Here is a 14,624-nt window from a genome sequence, read left to right as displayed (position 1 = left end):
TCCGCCCGCATCCCGCTCTAACGTCTTAGATTCGATCACGTTCCTGATTTTAGGTCGACGGCTGTTTCGGGTGGAGAACAGGCATGGCGAAATGGGTATATACCTTCGGCGCGGGACAGGCCGAAGGGAGCGCGGAAGACCGTGACCGGCTGGGCGGCAAGGGGGCTAACCTCGCGGAGATGTGCAATCTCGGCCTGCCGGTGCCGCCGGGGCTCACAATCGTCACCGCTGCCTGCAACAGCTATCTCGAGAAGGGCCGCAGCATGCCCGAGGGTCTGCGCGAGCAGGTCCGCGAGGGCATTGCCCGGATGGAGAAAATCACCGGACGCGTCTTCGGCGATACCAATCGCCCGCTGCTTCTGTCGGTCCGTTCCGGCGCGCGCGCCTCGATGCCGGGAATGATGGACACGGTCCTGAACCTCGGCCTCAACGATCAATCCGTGCATGCGCTCGGTCACGACGCCGGCGATGCGCGCTTTGCCTGGGACAGTTACCGCCGCTTTATCCAGATGTATGGCGATGTGGTGATGGGGGTGGACCACGAGGTTTTCGAGGAAGTTCTGGAGGACGAAAAGGCGCGCCTCGGTCATGAGCAGGACACGGAGCTTTCCGCCGTCGAATGGCAGCACGTGATCTCGCGCTACAAGGAGGCGATCGAGGAGGTGCTCGGCCTGCCTTTCCCGCAGGATCCGGAAGTCCAGCTCTGGGGCGCGATCGGTGCCGTCTTTTCAAGCTGGATGAACCCGCGGGCCATCACCTACCGCCACCTTCACGGCATACCGGCCGGCTGGGGCACGGCCGTCAACGTCCAGGCCATGGTCTTCGGCAATCTCGGCAATTCGTCCGCGACGGGCGTCGCCTTCACGCGCAACCCGTCGACGGGCGAGAAAGAGCTTTATGGCGAGTTTCTCGTCAATGCTCAGGGCGAGGACGTCGTCGCCGGCATCCGCACGCCGCAGAACATCACCGAGGCGGCCCGCATCGCGTCCGGTTCGGACAAGCCGTCCCTGGAAAAGCTGATGCCGGAGGCTTTTGCCGAGTTCGAAAAGATCTGCAACGCGCTCGAGCGCCACTATCGCGACATGCAGGACATCGAGTTCACGATCGAGCGCGGCAAGCTCTGGATGCTGCAGACGCGTTCCGGCAAGCGAACGGCCAAGTCGGCGCTGAAGATCGCCGTCGACATGGCCGAGGAAGGGCTGATCTCGAAGGAGGAGGCCGTCGCGCGCATCGATCCCGCCTCACTCGACCAGCTTCTGCATCCGACGATCGACCCCCATGCCCGCCGCGACATTATCGGTTCCGGCCTGCCGGCCTCGCCGGGTGCGGCCACGGGCGAGATCGTCTTCAGCTCCGACGAGGCGGTGCAGGCGGTCAAGGAAGGCCGCAAGGTCATTCTCGTTCGCGTCGAGACGAGTCCTGAAGACATTCACGGCATGCATGCGGCGGAAGGCATCCTGACGACCCGCGGCGGCATGACCAGCCACGCGGCGGTCGTCGCCCGCGGTATGGGTACGCCTTGCGTATCGGGTGCCGGCAGCATCCGCGTCGACCAGCGAAACGAGCTCCTGATCGCCGCGAGCGTCACGCTCCGGAAGGGCGACGTGATCACCATCGACGGCTCCTCCGGCCAGGTGCTGAAGGGCGAGATCCCCATGCTGCAGCCGGAACTTTCGGGCGACTTCGGCAAGATCATGCAATGGGCCGACGCAAGCCGCCGCATGACCGTGCGCACCAATGCCGAGACGCCGGCGGATGCGCGCGCCGCCCGCTCCTTCGGCGCCGAAGGCATTGGACTCTGCCGCACGGAGCACATGTTCTTCGAGGACGACCGCATCAACGTGATGCGCGAGATGATCCTGGCGGAAGACGAAGCAGGACGCCGGACGGCACTCGCCAAGCTTTTGCCGATGCAGCGCTCCGACTTCGTCGAGCTCTTTTCGATCATGCACGGCCTGCCGGTCACGATCCGTCTTCTCGACCCGCCGCTGCACGAGTTCCTGCCGAAAACCGACGAGGAGATCGCAGAGGTTGCGCGCGTGCTGACGATCGATCCCGCGGAACTGCGTCAGCGGGTCGATGCGCTTCACGAGTTCAATCCGATGCTCGGGCATCGCGGTTGCCGCCTGGCAATCTCCTATCCGGAGATCGCCGAGATGCAGGCGCGAGCGATTTTCGAGGCGGCGGTCCAAGCCGCCCACGATACCGGCGCTGCCGTCGTTCCCGAGATCATGGTGCCGCTCGTCGGCCTGCGCGCCGAGCTCGATTACGTCAAGGCGCGGATCCAGGCGGTCGCCAAGGAGGTCATCGGCGAGGCTGGCGTGAACATCGATTATCTGATCGGCACGATGATCGAGTTGCCGCGGGCGGCCCTCAGGGCGGACACGATCGCCGAATCGGCCGATTTCTTCTCCTTCGGCACCAATGACCTGACGCAGACCACCTTCGGCATTTCGCGCGATGACGCAGCGCTGTTCCTGGCCACCTATCAGCAGAAGGGCATCATCGAGCAGGATCCCTTCGTCTCGCTCGATTTCGAGGGCGTGGGCGAACTGATCCAGATCGCGGCGGAACGGGGCCGGCGGACCAAGAACGGGTTGAAGCTCGGTATCTGCGGCGAGCATGGCGGCGATCCCGCCTCGATTCGCTTCTGCGAGGAAGCGGGTCTCGATTACGTCTCCTGCTCGCCCTTCCGGGTGCCGATCGCGAGACTTGCGGCCGCACAGGCGACGATCAACGGCCGCGAGGTCGCCGAGGTTCAAGCTCTGGCGGCGAGCTGACGGCCAAGGGCGTTCCGGCTACCGGATATCCCCCTCATCCGGCCTGTCGGCCACCTTCTCCCCGCACGCGGGGCGAAGGAGAATCGTCGCAACGTTCAGCGCTACTTGCCCCCGATGGTGACATTGCTCGCTTCGTGGAGCGACGGTGGATGAGGGACCGGGCGTGCTCGGCGCGTCCCTTCGCCCCGCTTGCGGGGAGAAGGTGCCGGCAGGCGGATGAGGGGCAATCGCCGCCGGCGGAGCCGCTATGATCACGATGACTTTAGGTTGGGTCGACCATCATCAGCGTGATCGATTCTAACCGCACACACTTCCTCATCCCGCTCTAATGCCAATGGTAAGGGCCGCGCAGGAAGACGTCGTTGTCATAGCGGAAGGCGCGTGCTTCCGCGCGCCGGTCGAGGTCTATACGCTGCAGGCAGGTTGCGAACGCATCCGTGCCCCTTCTGAAGCCGTAGGAGGCGCATGTATTTTCGTCTCTCGCTCGCCGTTCCTGCGGCGACATCGACTGGCAAGCGGCAAGCACCAGCCCCGCGGCTGCAAGGCCAAGCAGTCTCATGGTCATCGTCGTCATCCTTGCCTCCTGATCGGCACCCCTTCGCGGGGACAGAGACCGATGGCATTCCGCTGGACGACAGGCATGATTATGCAACGCATAAGACGAAGTCCGTGGGCACGATTCAACTCGGCGACATCATGCGCCCGTTGCGCATCGCCGGTCAATCGCCCTGCGGAGTTCAGATCCGCTCGAGGACGCCGACGAAGGAGTTGGCGAAGCTCTTGAGCCCGGCGGTGCGCTCGCTCGGCTGCTCGACGCGGATGGTGGTGCCGTCCTGCGCGAGACAGATGAACAGGATGATAGGTGTCTTGTCCTCCGCCTGGCCGTGGCGTACCGCGGCGATCGTCACGCAATCGTCGACAAGACCGGAAGCCGGCAGAATGAAGAGCAGTTCGGCGCCGATGTCGTGAGCCACCTTATGGGTGAAGCCGACGAAATCGTCCTTGTCGCCGGAGAAGCGGTCGAGCGAAAGCTCCAACTCGAGAAGTGCCATGGGTATCGCAGCTTCGCCGACCGGGGGCGGAGGGGCGGGGATGGCGATGTCCATGGTAGACTGCTGTGCGGCCATGATGTCTCTCCGTTGATTTGCCGCGCCTCTTGCCGGCGACGACGGCCGATGCCTCCAAATGCTACAGCGCCGTGTGTCCGGCCAAATAGTGAACCTGAATAGGTGGTTAACGAGAATGGCAAATTTGCGGCACTCGTGTGAGTGGCGCCGCCATATTCGCCGCCCGCATTCTCTCTTTGCCCTCAATAGGGCGATCTCCATCGCCGATGGGGGAAAGATACGGGTTTGCACTACCCGAGCCATGGTCTAAGAAAGGCGAGGTCCTTTTCCGCCTCGGGGATTGATTCCGTTAGATGATTGTCCGGTACGAGCGTCCCTATTCCTACGCGGCCCATTGGGCGCGCCGCATCGCCCGCATCGCATTCATCGTTTTTCTGCTGTCGCTGCTGTCGCATCGTTTCGGTCCTCTGACGACGCCGCACTTTCTGGCGCTGGCGCTGATCGCCGGTGGCTTGGCTCTCCTTGGCGTCGTGCTGGCAACGATCGGGCTCACGCGCCTTTGGCAGGTGGCGGCGATCGGCGGCACCGCTTCCGTCTCGGCACTCTTCTACGCGGCGGTTCCGCTCGGGTTCCTCGGTTATGGGGCGGTGCAATACCTGACGCGACCGGCACTTTACGAGGTCAGTACCGATACCTTAACGCCGCCACCCTGGATCAGGACGCCGGCAACCGCGGAAAGCTGGCTCGGGCGCAAGCGTGCGGTGACGCGGGAAGACCGCGAGGCGCAGGTTGAGGCCTATCCGGGGCTTACGGGCCGGCGCTACGAAGGGGCGCTGGACCGCGTATTCCAAGGCGTGCGCAAGGTCGTCGAGCAGACGCGAATCGCCACCACTGCGGAGTTCGGCGCCGACAACGCGCGGGCGGATCTCGAAGACCTCGCCGTGCGACCCGAGGCAGGCGGGGAAGCGAATGCCGGCCCGAACGTCATCCCCGTCCCGACGGCGCGCCCCACGCAACTGGTCGACGACGGCATACCGGGACGGCGATCCAGCGACGTCGTCCTGCAAGGCGAATGGCGGAGCCTTGTCGTCGGTTTCCGTTTCGACGTGCTGATCAGATTGCGCGAAGAGGCGGAAACGACCTTCGTCGATCTGCGCGTGGCCTCGCGCTACGGCCGCCATGACCTGGGCATGGGAGCGATGTTTGCCGAGGAGTTCCTGCGCGACCTCGACGCCGAGCTTCTGGGGATCGCGGGCGATTAGCAAGTGCGCGCGGTTTTCCGCCCCGAATTGCGCCTTTCAGCGATCGACCCAGCGTCACGCCAGCCGGTACGCGCTGGCGAGCGACGGCGGCCCCTCTGTTTCGACGCGCCCCTGCTCGATGAGGTCTTCGATATGCGCCAGCAGCGAGAGTGCGGCAGCGCCATGCAGCCGCGGGTCGGTCGAGGCGTAGATCACCTTTACCATGTCGGCGATCTGCCGGTCGCCGGCGCGCAGGCGTTCGATCACCGCGCGCTCGCGCATCCTGCGATGCGCCTTCAACGCCCGCACGAAGGAGGCAGGCTCGTTGACCGGACCACCATGCCCGGGCAGGTAGAGCCGATCGTCGCGCTGGAGCAGCTTATCGAGGGAGGCCATGTAATCGGCCATGGCGCCATCCGGCGGCGCGACGATGCTTGTCGCCCAGGCCATCACATGATCGGCGGAAAAGAGGATCCCGGTCCCATCGAGCGCGAAGGCCATGTGGTTGGCCGTGTGCCCCGGCGTCGCTACCGCCGTCAGGCTCCAGCCGTCGCCTTCGACGCGTGCGCCGTCGCAAAGCGCGACATCGGGCGAGAAATCCATGTCCGAACTTTCGCCGAACGGATTGACCTCGCCGGCATGCAGCGGCCGGGCTGCCCGGTGCGGGCCTTCGCCCACAACCATTGCGCCGGTCGCCCGGGCAAGCCTGCCGACGAGCGGAGAGTGGTCGCGATGTGTGTGGCTGACGGCGATATGCGTCACTTCGCGACCTCTGAGTGCGTCCATCAGCGCATGGAAATGCGCGTCGTCCTCCGGGCCCGGATCGATCACCGCGACCGAGCGGCGGCCGACGATGTAGCTATTCGTGCCATGGAAGGTGAAGGGGCCGGGATTGTTGACGGTGATGCGCTCGACACCCTCGGCTACGCTCACCGCTTCGCCATGGGCGGGCTTGAAATCGAGGTCGAATTCCGGAGCTTGCATGTTCCTGGCTTCCCATCCACCTGCCGTGTCCCGTTTGCACGACCGCTCCCGGGGCAAGACCGGTTTCCCGGCCCGTCGGCGCGACCATAGGCCAAAGGCCACAGGGAGGGAACCATCCGTTGCTCGACCGACGTTGCGGCCCGAGCCTCAAAGGCATAAATCTGCGGGCGAAACGAAGTTAAGCATTGTGAGCGCGCACGAGCTTTGCTAATCAGGCGCTCGATTTGGCGAAGAGATTTCCCGCCAGTTTAGTTGGGGCGTAGCCAAGCGGTAAGGCAGCGGTTTTTGGTACCGCCATTCCCTGGTTCGAATCCAGGCGCCCCAGCCATACCCCCACACCCCCGCAAGCGTCGACAGTGAAGGAACTTCCATCCCGAATAAGGAGGAAGAAGAAGCTGCCTGTGATGAGCGTGGCAGGTCGAGGCTTCAGAATAAGCTGCAATAAGCGACCTTGTCTTCCGGGAATTCCCTGCCGATCTAAGAATGGACGACTATACTGGATGACCAGGTTTGAAATATATAAGTTATGTTGTCATAACCTATTCACTTCTGATGGGTTACTTTAAGGTGTATTTTATGATATGTTCATATATCAATATTCGTTATTGACATAAGTCAAATATAAATATACCAACCAAAGCCAGGGAATGGAGTGGAGTGGCTGAGGAGTGAATGGCATTATTTTTCAAACCGCATTGCTTTCTGTCACTGTATTGTTGTCTGCTTTCGCAGCGTGGGCAGGACCATTCGGCATTGAACAAGGGCAGAGGAAGGACTCTCTGCGGATAGTCCATGAGCCTTCGCATTATGGCGTCTACAAGCTTTGTACCGTGCCCAGGCGTCACCCTGCTTTCGAAGTATATTCCGCAGAGATAAGCGAAACTGTCGGTGTTTGCCGCGTAAACGCCGGATCGGTGATGTTTACGGCGGATCGGCTCGGTACGAAGGTTCGGGCGAAGTTTGACGAGATAGTACGCGAACTCGAAGATATCTATGGCCAGGGGAAGGACTTCAAGTCTCTCAAGGAAGGTTCGCGCTGGAGCGAAAACCGCGACTGGGTAATGTCCGTAACGGAGAACGAGCGGACGTACCGGCGCGAGTGGTCCGTTGCATATGGATCAAGGCTTAAGGACGGAATAAGCCGAATAAATCTGGCGGTGCATGGTCTCGGCGAAGATGTATCTTTTATCGCCTTGGAATACGCCTTCGAAAACTACACCCAATGCTTGTCGGAGAAAACGCAGAGTACTGCAAGCGCGCTCTGAGGCGCCCCGCAGTTCATCGCCGGCAATCGACTCAATTCAGCCGGCGGGTTGGATATTCCGGCGAGCAATCTTATTGTTCCCCCCGATCTCCCGGGCTCGACCTGATCGCGCTCGGCAAACACATGAAGCGGTTGCGGAACAGGGACTGAAAATGACGAGCATGCGAATACTTCGTCGCGCTTGCGCGGCGGGCAATCTTTTCGGGGCGCCGAACGTTTCGGCCGGGGCATTGTTTCGCTTGCTTCTCGTCGCGTTTCTGGTGGCATTTTCATCAGTCGCCCTCGCTCAGGAGAGTGGAGCGCAGCCGGAAGCGGGCGCGGCAACCGGTGCCGAGGGGGCGAGCCAGGCGGATGCTGCGCCGGCATTGCCGCCGCAAGCCTTTCCGGAGGAACAGGCACGCATCGATGCCTGGCGGGCGACGCTGGAACGCGTGGAGCGTGGGCTCCAGGCCGAGCGCATCGACGACGTCACCCTCTCCGATCTGCGCAGGCAGCTCGGTACCATTCCCATGCATGCCGCCGGGCTCAAGGCGAAGCTGCAACCGCGACTGCAGGCGGTCAATCAACGTGTCGAGCAGTTGAAGCCTGCCGATGAGCAGGCCGCCCGCAGTCAGGCCGAAGCGATCAAGCTCGAACATGCGCAGCTCCAGGCGGAGGCGGCCGGTCTTCAGGGCATAGTGCAGCAGGCGGATTTCATCGCGCTGCGCGCACAGCAGAACATCGACATTATCGGAGAACGGCGGCGCGCCCTCTTCACGAGCTCTATCCTGCAGCGCTCGCAAAGCCTTGCCGATCCTTCCTTCTGGTTCGATCTGGCCGCCGCGACGCCGGAGACGCTCGCCAACCAGTCCGGCGTTGTCGGACACTGGTTCGGTGCCCTGATCGAGCGCACCGGCCGTTCGGCCGCAGGCGTTCTCGTCGTCGTCATAGGCTTCGCCGCCTTCCTTCTGTCGCCGGGCCGGCGCTGGCTGACCCGGCGCACCAGCCGCGACCCTTCGGTGCTTCACCCATCCGGGCTCGCCAGGGCGACCGCAGCAGCAGCCATCACGCTTGCCAATCTCCTGATCCCGGCCATCGCCTTCTTCGTGCTCTATCAGGCGATGTCCATTCTCGGTGTCCTGCCTGCAGATCTGGCGGCGGTCCTGAGGCCCGTGTTCTTCGGGCTGACCTTCGCGTCCTTCTTCTACGGCCTCTCCATCGCTGTACTCGCGCCCGAACGGCCGAGCTGGCGTCTCGTCGACGTCACCGACGCGGCGGCGGAGAAATTGATTCCGGTCATCGTTGCGATGGCGGTGATCATCGCCGGCGGCCTTGCCCTCGATGCCTTCCTGAAGGCGACGCATGCGCCCTTGTCCTTCGCGGTCGCGGCACAAGGCCTCGGTGCCGTCGCGCTCGGCATCCTCGCCATGATCGCGCTCAGATTCGTCGCTCGCGAAGACGACGACGAGAGCCAGCAGGGAGCGAGCTCAGCCTGGCGACTCCTGATTCCGGTGACCTGGGCGGTCGCCGCTCTGACCGTCGTTGCACCGCTCGCAGGCTTTGTGGCCTTCGGCCGCTTCGCTGCGCTCCAGATCGTCTTCACGACGGCAGTGCTGATGAGCCTCGTGCTCTTGCTACGCCTTGCCGACGAGGCGATTTCCTACGGCTTTTCGGTACAGACCCGGATCGGCGGCTTCATGCGGCAGGCGATCGGGTTCAAGCCCAACACGATCAGCCAGATCGGCGTGATCCTCGCGGGCTTCGCGCGTCTGGTCGTGATCATGATTGCCATCATGGCCCTTCTTGCGCCCTGGGGCATCCAATCGGAGGACGTGGTCGGCACCTTCGCCTCCGCCTTTTTCGGTTTCGAGATCGGCGGCTTCTCGTTTTCGCCTTCGGCTATTCTCGGCGCGATCGTCGTCTTCATCATCGTAATCGTCGCGACGCGCGGCTTTCAGAGGTGGCTGGACGGCCGCCTCTTGCCGCAAACCAGCCTCGACGCCGGCCTCAGGACCTCGATCCATACGGGCGTCGGCTATGTCGGCGCGGCGATCGCGGGTCTCGTGGCCTTTTCCTATGCGGGTCTCAATCTTCAGAACGTCGCCATCGTTGCCAGCGCGCTGTCCGTCGGTATCGGTTTCGGCCTCCAGTCCATCGTCAACAACTTCGTCAGCGGGATCATCCTGCTCGCCGAACGGCCCTTCAAGGTCGGGGACCGCATCGAAGTCGGCCAGAACATGGGGATCGTCCAGCGCGTCAGCGTCAGGGCTACCCAGATCCAGACATTCGACAATGTGACCGTGATCGTACCCAATGCCGACCTGATCAGCGGCCAGGTGGTCAACTGGATGCATGGCGACTTCTCGGCGCGCCTGAAGATTCCGGTGGGGGTCTCCTATGATTCGGACCCGGAGCAGGTGAGGCGGGTGCTGCTGGAAATCGCCATGGACAATCCGCGCGTCTTGAAAATTCCGGAGCCTTTCGTTTCGTTCACCGATTTCGGAGCCGATGCCCTGCAGTTCACCTTGTTCTGCCACGTTGGCAACATCAACGCCGATGCGGGCGCGGCGAGCGATATGCGTTTCGAAATCGCCAGGCGCTTCCGCGAGGAAAATATCGAAATGCCCTTTGGCCAGCGCGAAATCCATCTTCGCGATCTCGCCAGCATCGAAGGGCTGGTCCGCGAGCTGTTCGATGGCCGAGCCGCGACGTCGGCCCCAACATCTTCTCAGCCGGGGCAAACGCGCGCGAAGCGCCGGAAGAGTGCCGCCGAGGCCGCCGGCGAATGAGTATGAAAGGCAGTTCCGGATGACGAAGTTGGCCCGCTGGCTTGCGGCAGCGGGCCGGGGGTATCCGGGGCGGATCGGGCTGCCTACTCCGCCTTTGCGCCGCCCAGAAACTCCTCGCACCAGGTCGGGCCGTTCGGACGCTTGCGGTCGCCGACGATCCGGATCGCGCGGATGACGTAGTCGGAGGAGACGGTGAGCTGAACGGAGCAGCTCAGATATTCCGTGCGCGGGGCCGAGATGCGCTTGCCGCGTTTGCCGTCGGCGGTCTTTTCGTATTCTGCCGCGATCTTGCGCGTCTTGTAACCGCCCTTCCAGCTATAGACGGTGTCGCCGCCCGCTTCGACGTCGGAAATGGGGGGGCCGAACTGGGCGAAAAATGGCCCCGCCGGCTGGCCGAGCCAGCGTGCCTCGACCGCATTTCTCGTGATCCCGGTCGTCGTCGTGCAGCCGGCAAGAAGCAGCCCGAGGGCGCCCGCCGTCATCATGCGGAAATTCATGTGTCTGTCCCTTAGATATGTCCTGAAACCTGCGGCGCGGAAGGGCCGGAATCCCCCGGTTTTCCTTGCGGTCCGCCGAGGCTCTAGCGCTAAAAGCCGTGAAAGAAAATCGGCACGGAGCATTGCCGCCGAGGAAATTGGAGAGCGTTGCAGAAACGCCCTATTCCCGCATGAGTCGGGCGTGCCGGCGGCCGGAATATTTTGACCCTTAGCACGGTCTTTTTTGCGATAGGCGCTTGTGAAATCAAAAATGCTGTTCTATAGAGGCGCCGCTGGTCACGGAGTGTAGCGCAGTCTGGTAGCGCACCACGTTCGGGACGTGGGGGTCGAGTGTTCGAATCACTCCACTCCGACCAGCTGAAACAATCCCCCGATTATTGTTGTTGTTCGGTCCGGCTTCTTAGCCGGGTGACGCGCGGCCTCAGGTCTTGATCGCGATAAGCGATAGGCCCCGCCAGCCGGACGGTGCGGATCCGGCGTAGCCTTTGCCACGCTTTTATTGTTCACAGGGAAACGGGTTGTTCTCGAATCTCCGTCTTATCGGAGTGAACAATTGGCGCGAATATGCTCCAAAGCGCAAACCGGTGAGGCAGCGATGTCGAAGGAACCTATCTTCACTCTACGTGAATTTGTCGTCTGGGCAGCCATTCTCGGCAGCGTGGTCGGCTATCAGCTTTGGAATCATGCCGATCCGCAGCCGCTGACGATCGATCTCGCAACGATCGAGCGGCGCGCCTGAACGCCTTATTGCGCCAAATCGTCGAGATCCACGGAGAGAGCTTCGGCAATCTTCTTCATGGTTGAAAGACTTCCGTCCTTTTTTCCGCTCTCGATTTCGGAGAGATAGGGAGCGCTGATCCCGGCCTTCTTCGCCAGTTCTCGAGCGGCCATGCCGCGATGGGAGCGCCAGACCTTGACCGCGTTCTCGCCAGCCAGAAGACGGTTGACGACCTCGGCCGGCACGAGCTCGTCGCGGCCGGCGGCGATATCGGCCTTCACCTTGTCGGCCTGCGTGATATCGGCCCTATCGAGCAAATCTTCATATTCAGCAATGGGAAGGACGACCAGGGTTTCGCCACCCGGGGTGGTAATGGTCTGCATAACGGACTCCTATTCGTAGACGCTGCCGCGAGAGCCGATCTTGATGATGTCGAGGACAACACCTTGATCGTCCATGATAACCCGCCAATCGCCAACACGGAGGCGAATGTAAGGTGAGCCGGTCAGCGGCTTGACGTTGTTCCCAAGAGACTTTGGATCGCTCGCATACTGTTCGATCTTCGATACAATGCGCTTCGCATCATTTGCCGCGAGGCGGCGGAGCAGCTTCACCGACGATTTGCTGTAAACGATCTTCTTCATGCTGGAAGTTAGCATACGGAGAACAAATGGCAATGGAAAATTAGCTTACGGAAAATAAGTCTGGGTACCAATTCCGAAACGATCAGGGGCGGCACGGTGCAACGCACGCGTTTTTTGGACCGGCCTGTCGAAAGCTGCGCAGCAAAAAGGGGCCTGACGGCCCCTCTGCTCATCGATGACTTTGTCAGGTCACCCGTCAATCGCGTCTATGATGTTGACCGCCTTGCCGGCCGTGACACGACGCACCTCCACGTCTTCGCGGCGGCTCGCAAAGAGCTCCGTTGCCATGAGCTGATCGGCGAGATCGGCCGGCAGAGACAGGATCACACGGCTCTCCTCGGCATGGATGCCCCCGAGCGCGGCGCGCTTGGCGGTGATCATGCCGCCGGCCACCGTGTTGTTGGTGTCGGGGTCGATCAGGATGAAGGCGCCGGTCGTGCGGTTCTGCTCATAGGTGTCGAAGATCGCCTGTTCGTCGAAGGCGAGGTGCACCTTGCCGATCGCATTCATCGGCAATTCGTCGGCGTGGTTCCACTTGCCGCTCTTGAGTTCGAGCTGACTGACCGGCTGCACCTGCACGCGCTGGCGGCGGCTGCCGGACTTCAGCCAGTAGCGCTTGCCCGGCTGGATGCCTTCCGGCTGCAGCGCCACGAGTTGCGCATCGAAGGCGAGCCCGGTCATCGGCTGGCTGTCGATCGAGGCGATCACGTCGCCGCGGGAAACGTCCACCTGGCGGTCGAGCACCAGCGTGATCGCGTCGCCGGCGACCGCCGCATTGCGCACGAGATCGAAGGTGACGATCTTGCTCACATTGGCGACCATGCCGGACGGCAGGATGACGACGGAGTCCCCCGGCTTCACCGAGCCGCCGGCGACCGTGCCCTGATAGCCGCGGAAGCTTTCTCCCGGGCGCGATACGCGCTGCACCGGCAGTCGGAAGCCGACGGTCTGGGCGGAGCGGGTCGTGGCAAGCTCCAGAACCTCGATCAGCGTCGGGCCGTCATACCAGGGCATGGAAGCGCGGCCGTCATAGACGACGTTCTCGCCCTTGAGCGCCGAGACCGGAATTGCGGTGACCTGGCGGACCCCGAGCGAAAGGGCCAGTTCCCGGAACTCGTGCGAGATCTGATCGAAGCGGGCGCGGTCGTAGTTCGTCAGGTCGATCTTGTTGACGGCCAGCACGAACTGGCGGATGCCCATCAGCGTCGCGATCGTCGCGTGGCGGCGGGTCTGCTCCAAAAGGCCGACACGTGCGTCGACGAGCAGCACGGCGAGGTCGGCGGTCGAAGCGCCGGTCGCCATATTGCGCGTATATTGCTCGTGGCCGGGCGTGTCGGCGACGATGAAGGAGCGCTTGTCGGTCGCGAAATAGCGATAGGCGACATCGATGGTGATGCCCTGTTCCCGCTCGGCCTGAAGGCCGTCGAGCAGGAGAGCGAAATCCGGAAGGCCGAGATCGTTCTGCTTGCCGCTGGAATCGCGCTGAAGGCTTGCCGCCTGGTCTTCCTTGACCGCCTTGGTGTCCCAAAGCAGCCGGCCGATCAGCGTCGATTTGCCGTCATCGACGCTGCCGCAGGTGATGAGGCGAAGGGGGCGCGTGTCGCGCACGACCCGCGCAGTCTCCTGCACCGGGAGGGATACGACGGTCTGGTCCAGGGCTGCGTTCGCTGCTGCCGGTGCGGTCATCAGAAATATCCTTCGCGTTTCTTCTTTTCCATCGAACCGGCCTGGTCGCGGTCGATCGCGCGGCCCTGACGTTCGGAGACGGTCGCGGTTTCAAGTTCGGCAATGATGTCGTCGAGCGTGTCGGCTTCGGAGCGGATCGCGCCCGTTAGCGGGAAGCAGCCGAGCGTGCGGAAGCGGATGACTTCCTCGCGCTTGACCTCGCCGGGAAGCAGCTCGAGACGAGGATCCTCGGCGAGGATCAGCATGCCGTCGCGTTCTACGACGGGGCGCTTCTTGGCGAAATAGAGCGGCACGATCGGGATATCTTCCGCCTGGATGTAGCGCCAGATGTCGACCTCGGTCCAGTTGGACAGAGGGAAGGCGCGGACGCTCTCGCCCTTGCGGATCATGCCGTTATAGACGTTCCACAGTTCCGGGCGCTGGTTGCGTGGATCCCAGCGATGATCCGGCGTGCGGAAGGAATAGATGCGCTCCTTGGCACGGCTTGCCTCCTCGTCACGGCGCGCGCCGCCGAATGCGGCGTCGTACTGGCCAGCGTCGAGCGCCTGGCGCAACGCTTCGGTCTTCATGATGTCGGTATAGAGCGCCGAACCGTGCGTGAACGGCGTGACGTTCTCGGCTGCGCCGCGCGGATTGGTGTGGGCAACGAGGTCGAGATCGTATTTCGCGACCATCTCGTCACGGAATGCGATCATCTCGCGGAACTTCCAGCCGGTGTCGACATGCAGGAGCGGGAAGGGGATGCGGCCGGGATAGAAGGCCTTGCGGGCAAGATGCAGCAGGACCGACGAATCCTTGCCGATCGAGTAGAGCATCACCGGGCGCTCGAATTCGGCCGCGACCTCGCGGAAGATGTGAATCGCTTCGTTCTCGAGCGCTTTCAGATGCGGATCGAGCGGCGGTTTCGTGCTCTGCGGATTGTGCAGTTCCGTTTCCGGAAGAGTATGGGGCATTGCTGACTCCGGGGAAGATCGT

General features: G+C 62.7%; 13 protein-coding genes and 2 tRNA genes. 7 read left to right on the top strand and 8 right to left on the bottom strand.

Features of this window, described 5'->3' with window-relative positions; all coding sequences use genetic code 11:
* Nucleotides 1–83 precede the first annotated feature (83 nt).
* Nucleotides 84–2,780, top strand: a complete 2,697-nt coding sequence (gene ppdK, locus M1D43_RS08935; RefSeq protein ID WP_153313232.1) for a pyruvate, phosphate dikinase — start codon at nt 84–86, stop codon at nt 2,778–2,780.
* Between the two features lie 325 nt (nt 2,781–3,105).
* On the opposite strand, the gene M1D43_RS08930 is transcribed toward ppdK, so the two are convergent.
* Together M1D43_RS08930 and M1D43_RS08925 are read right to left on the bottom strand one after the other, a co-directional pair.
* The gene (locus M1D43_RS08930) at nt 3,106–3,354 is read right to left on the bottom strand and encodes a hypothetical protein (protein WP_010968930.1); all 249 of its coding nucleotides are present in this window, start codon (nt 3,352–3,354) and stop codon (nt 3,106–3,108) included.
* 163 nt (nt 3,355–3,517) lie between these two features.
* Nucleotides 3,518–3,907, bottom strand: coding sequence for a hypothetical protein (locus tag M1D43_RS08925; protein WP_003536293.1), 390 nt, complete (start codon nt 3,905–3,907; stop codon nt 3,518–3,520).
* 293 nt (nt 3,908–4,200) lie between these two features.
* On the opposite strand from M1D43_RS08925, the gene M1D43_RS08920 reads away from it, so the two are divergent.
* Nucleotides 4,201–5,109, top strand: a complete 909-nt coding sequence (locus tag M1D43_RS08920; protein WP_010968931.1) for a DUF1499 domain-containing protein — start codon at nt 4,201–4,203, stop codon at nt 5,107–5,109.
* Nucleotides 5,110–5,163: 54 nt separating this feature from the next.
* On the opposite strand, the gene M1D43_RS08915 is transcribed toward M1D43_RS08920, so the two are convergent.
* Nucleotides 5,164–6,072 carry an MBL fold metallo-hydrolase gene (locus M1D43_RS08915; protein ID WP_010968932.1) on the bottom strand — a complete coding sequence of 303 codons (909 nt, stop codon included), beginning with the start codon at nt 6,070–6,072 and terminating at the stop codon, nt 5,164–5,166.
* A gap of 253 nt (nt 6,073–6,325) precedes the next feature.
* Between M1D43_RS08915 and M1D43_RS08910 the strand changes: the two genes are divergently transcribed.
* From M1D43_RS08910 to M1D43_RS08900, 3 genes are all read left to right on the top strand, one after another.
* Nucleotides 6,326–6,400 (top strand) — tRNA-Gln (locus M1D43_RS08910).
* Between the two features lie 589 nt (nt 6,401–6,989).
* Nucleotides 6,990–7,337 (top strand): hypothetical protein, encoded by a 348-nt coding sequence (locus tag M1D43_RS08905; RefSeq protein ID WP_017265084.1) that lies wholly within the window; start codon nt 6,990–6,992, stop codon nt 7,335–7,337.
* Between the two features lie 151 nt (nt 7,338–7,488).
* Nucleotides 7,489–10,104: a mechanosensitive ion channel family protein gene (locus M1D43_RS08900; RefSeq protein ID WP_153314730.1), complete on the top strand. Its 2,616-nt coding sequence runs from the start codon at nt 7,489–7,491 to the stop codon at nt 10,102–10,104.
* An 83-nt stretch (nt 10,105–10,187) separates the two neighbouring features.
* Here M1D43_RS08900 and M1D43_RS08895 read toward each other — a convergent pair whose 3' ends face one another.
* The gene (locus M1D43_RS08895) at nt 10,188–10,601 is read right to left on the bottom strand and encodes a hypothetical protein (protein WP_003536285.1); all 414 of its coding nucleotides are present in this window, start codon (nt 10,599–10,601) and stop codon (nt 10,188–10,190) included.
* Nucleotides 10,602–10,880: 279 nt separating this feature from the next.
* Between M1D43_RS08895 and M1D43_RS08890 the strand changes: the two genes are divergently transcribed.
* Together M1D43_RS08890 and M1D43_RS08885 are read left to right on the top strand one after the other, a co-directional pair.
* Nucleotides 10,881–10,957, top strand: a tRNA-Pro gene (locus M1D43_RS08890).
* Between the two features lie 239 nt (nt 10,958–11,196).
* Nucleotides 11,197–11,340, top strand: a complete 144-nt coding sequence (locus tag M1D43_RS08885; protein WP_080676623.1) for a hypothetical protein — start codon at nt 11,197–11,199, stop codon at nt 11,338–11,340.
* A 5-nt stretch (nt 11,341–11,345) separates the two neighbouring features.
* Here the strand turns inward: M1D43_RS08885 and M1D43_RS08880 are convergent, their stop codons facing one another.
* The 4 genes from M1D43_RS08880 to cysD all read right to left on the bottom strand — a co-directional run bounded on the left by M1D43_RS08880 (nt 11,346) and on the right by cysD (nt 14,602).
* On the bottom strand, nt 11,346–11,702 hold the full coding sequence (locus M1D43_RS08880; protein WP_153314728.1) for a helix-turn-helix domain-containing protein: 357 nt from the start codon (nt 11,700–11,702) through the stop codon (nt 11,346–11,348).
* 9 nt (nt 11,703–11,711) lie between these two features.
* Nucleotides 11,712–11,963 carry a type II toxin-antitoxin system RelE family toxin gene (locus M1D43_RS08875; protein ID WP_153314725.1) on the bottom strand — a complete coding sequence of 84 codons (252 nt, stop codon included), beginning with the start codon at nt 11,961–11,963 and terminating at the stop codon, nt 11,712–11,714.
* A 189-nt stretch (nt 11,964–12,152) separates the two neighbouring features.
* Nucleotides 12,153–13,649, bottom strand: coding sequence for a sulfate adenylyltransferase subunit CysN (cysN, locus tag M1D43_RS08870; protein ID WP_027990695.1), 1,497 nt, complete (start codon nt 13,647–13,649; stop codon nt 12,153–12,155).
* Nucleotides 13,649–14,602: a sulfate adenylyltransferase subunit CysD gene (gene cysD, locus M1D43_RS08865; protein ID WP_003536273.1), complete on the bottom strand. Its 954-nt coding sequence runs from the start codon at nt 14,600–14,602 to the stop codon at nt 13,649–13,651. Before cysD ends, cysN begins: the two co-directional genes overlap by 1 nt.
* Nucleotides 14,603–14,624 lie beyond the last annotated feature (22 nt).

This window comes from Ensifer sp. R1-3 (assembly GCF_056739175.1).
This window is presented reverse-complemented; position numbering and strand designations above follow the sequence as displayed.

Excerpts from the sequence above, each read along its gene's own strand:
- M1D43_RS08900 (WP_153314730.1), top strand. The coding sequence starts at position 7,489 with ATGACGAGCATGCGAATACTTCGTCGCGCTTGCGCGGCGGGCAATCTT.
- M1D43_RS08875 (WP_153314725.1), bottom strand. The coding sequence starts at position 11,963 with ATGAAGAAGATCGTTTACAGCAAATCGTCGGTGAAGCTGCTCCGCCGC.
- M1D43_RS08920 (WP_010968931.1), top strand. The coding sequence starts at position 4,201 with ATGATTGTCCGGTACGAGCGTCCCTATTCCTACGCGGCCCATTGGGCG.
- M1D43_RS08915 (WP_010968932.1), bottom strand. The coding sequence starts at position 6,072 with ATGCAAGCTCCGGAATTCGACCTCGATTTCAAGCCCGCCCATGGCGAA.
- cysN (WP_027990695.1), bottom strand. The coding sequence starts at position 13,649 with ATGACCGCACCGGCAGCAGCGAACGCAGCCCTGGACCAGACCGTCGTA.
- M1D43_RS08885 (WP_080676623.1), top strand. The coding sequence starts at position 11,197 with ATGTCGAAGGAACCTATCTTCACTCTACGTGAATTTGTCGTCTGGGCA.
- M1D43_RS08925 (WP_003536293.1), bottom strand. The coding sequence starts at position 3,907 with ATGGCCGCACAGCAGTCTACCATGGACATCGCCATCCCCGCCCCTCCG.
- M1D43_RS08895 (WP_003536285.1), bottom strand. The coding sequence starts at position 10,601 with ATGAATTTCCGCATGATGACGGCGGGCGCCCTCGGGCTGCTTCTTGCC.
- cysD (WP_003536273.1), bottom strand. The coding sequence starts at position 14,602 with ATGCCCCATACTCTTCCGGAAACGGAACTGCACAATCCGCAGAGCACG.
- ppdK (WP_153313232.1), top strand. The coding sequence starts at position 84 with ATGGCGAAATGGGTATATACCTTCGGCGCGGGACAGGCCGAAGGGAGC.
- M1D43_RS08930 (WP_010968930.1), bottom strand. The coding sequence starts at position 3,354 with ATGACGACGATGACCATGAGACTGCTTGGCCTTGCAGCCGCGGGGCTG.
- M1D43_RS08880 (WP_153314728.1), bottom strand. The coding sequence starts at position 11,702 with ATGCAGACCATTACCACCCCGGGTGGCGAAACCCTGGTCGTCCTTCCC.
- M1D43_RS08905 (WP_017265084.1), top strand. The coding sequence starts at position 6,990 with ATGTTTACGGCGGATCGGCTCGGTACGAAGGTTCGGGCGAAGTTTGAC.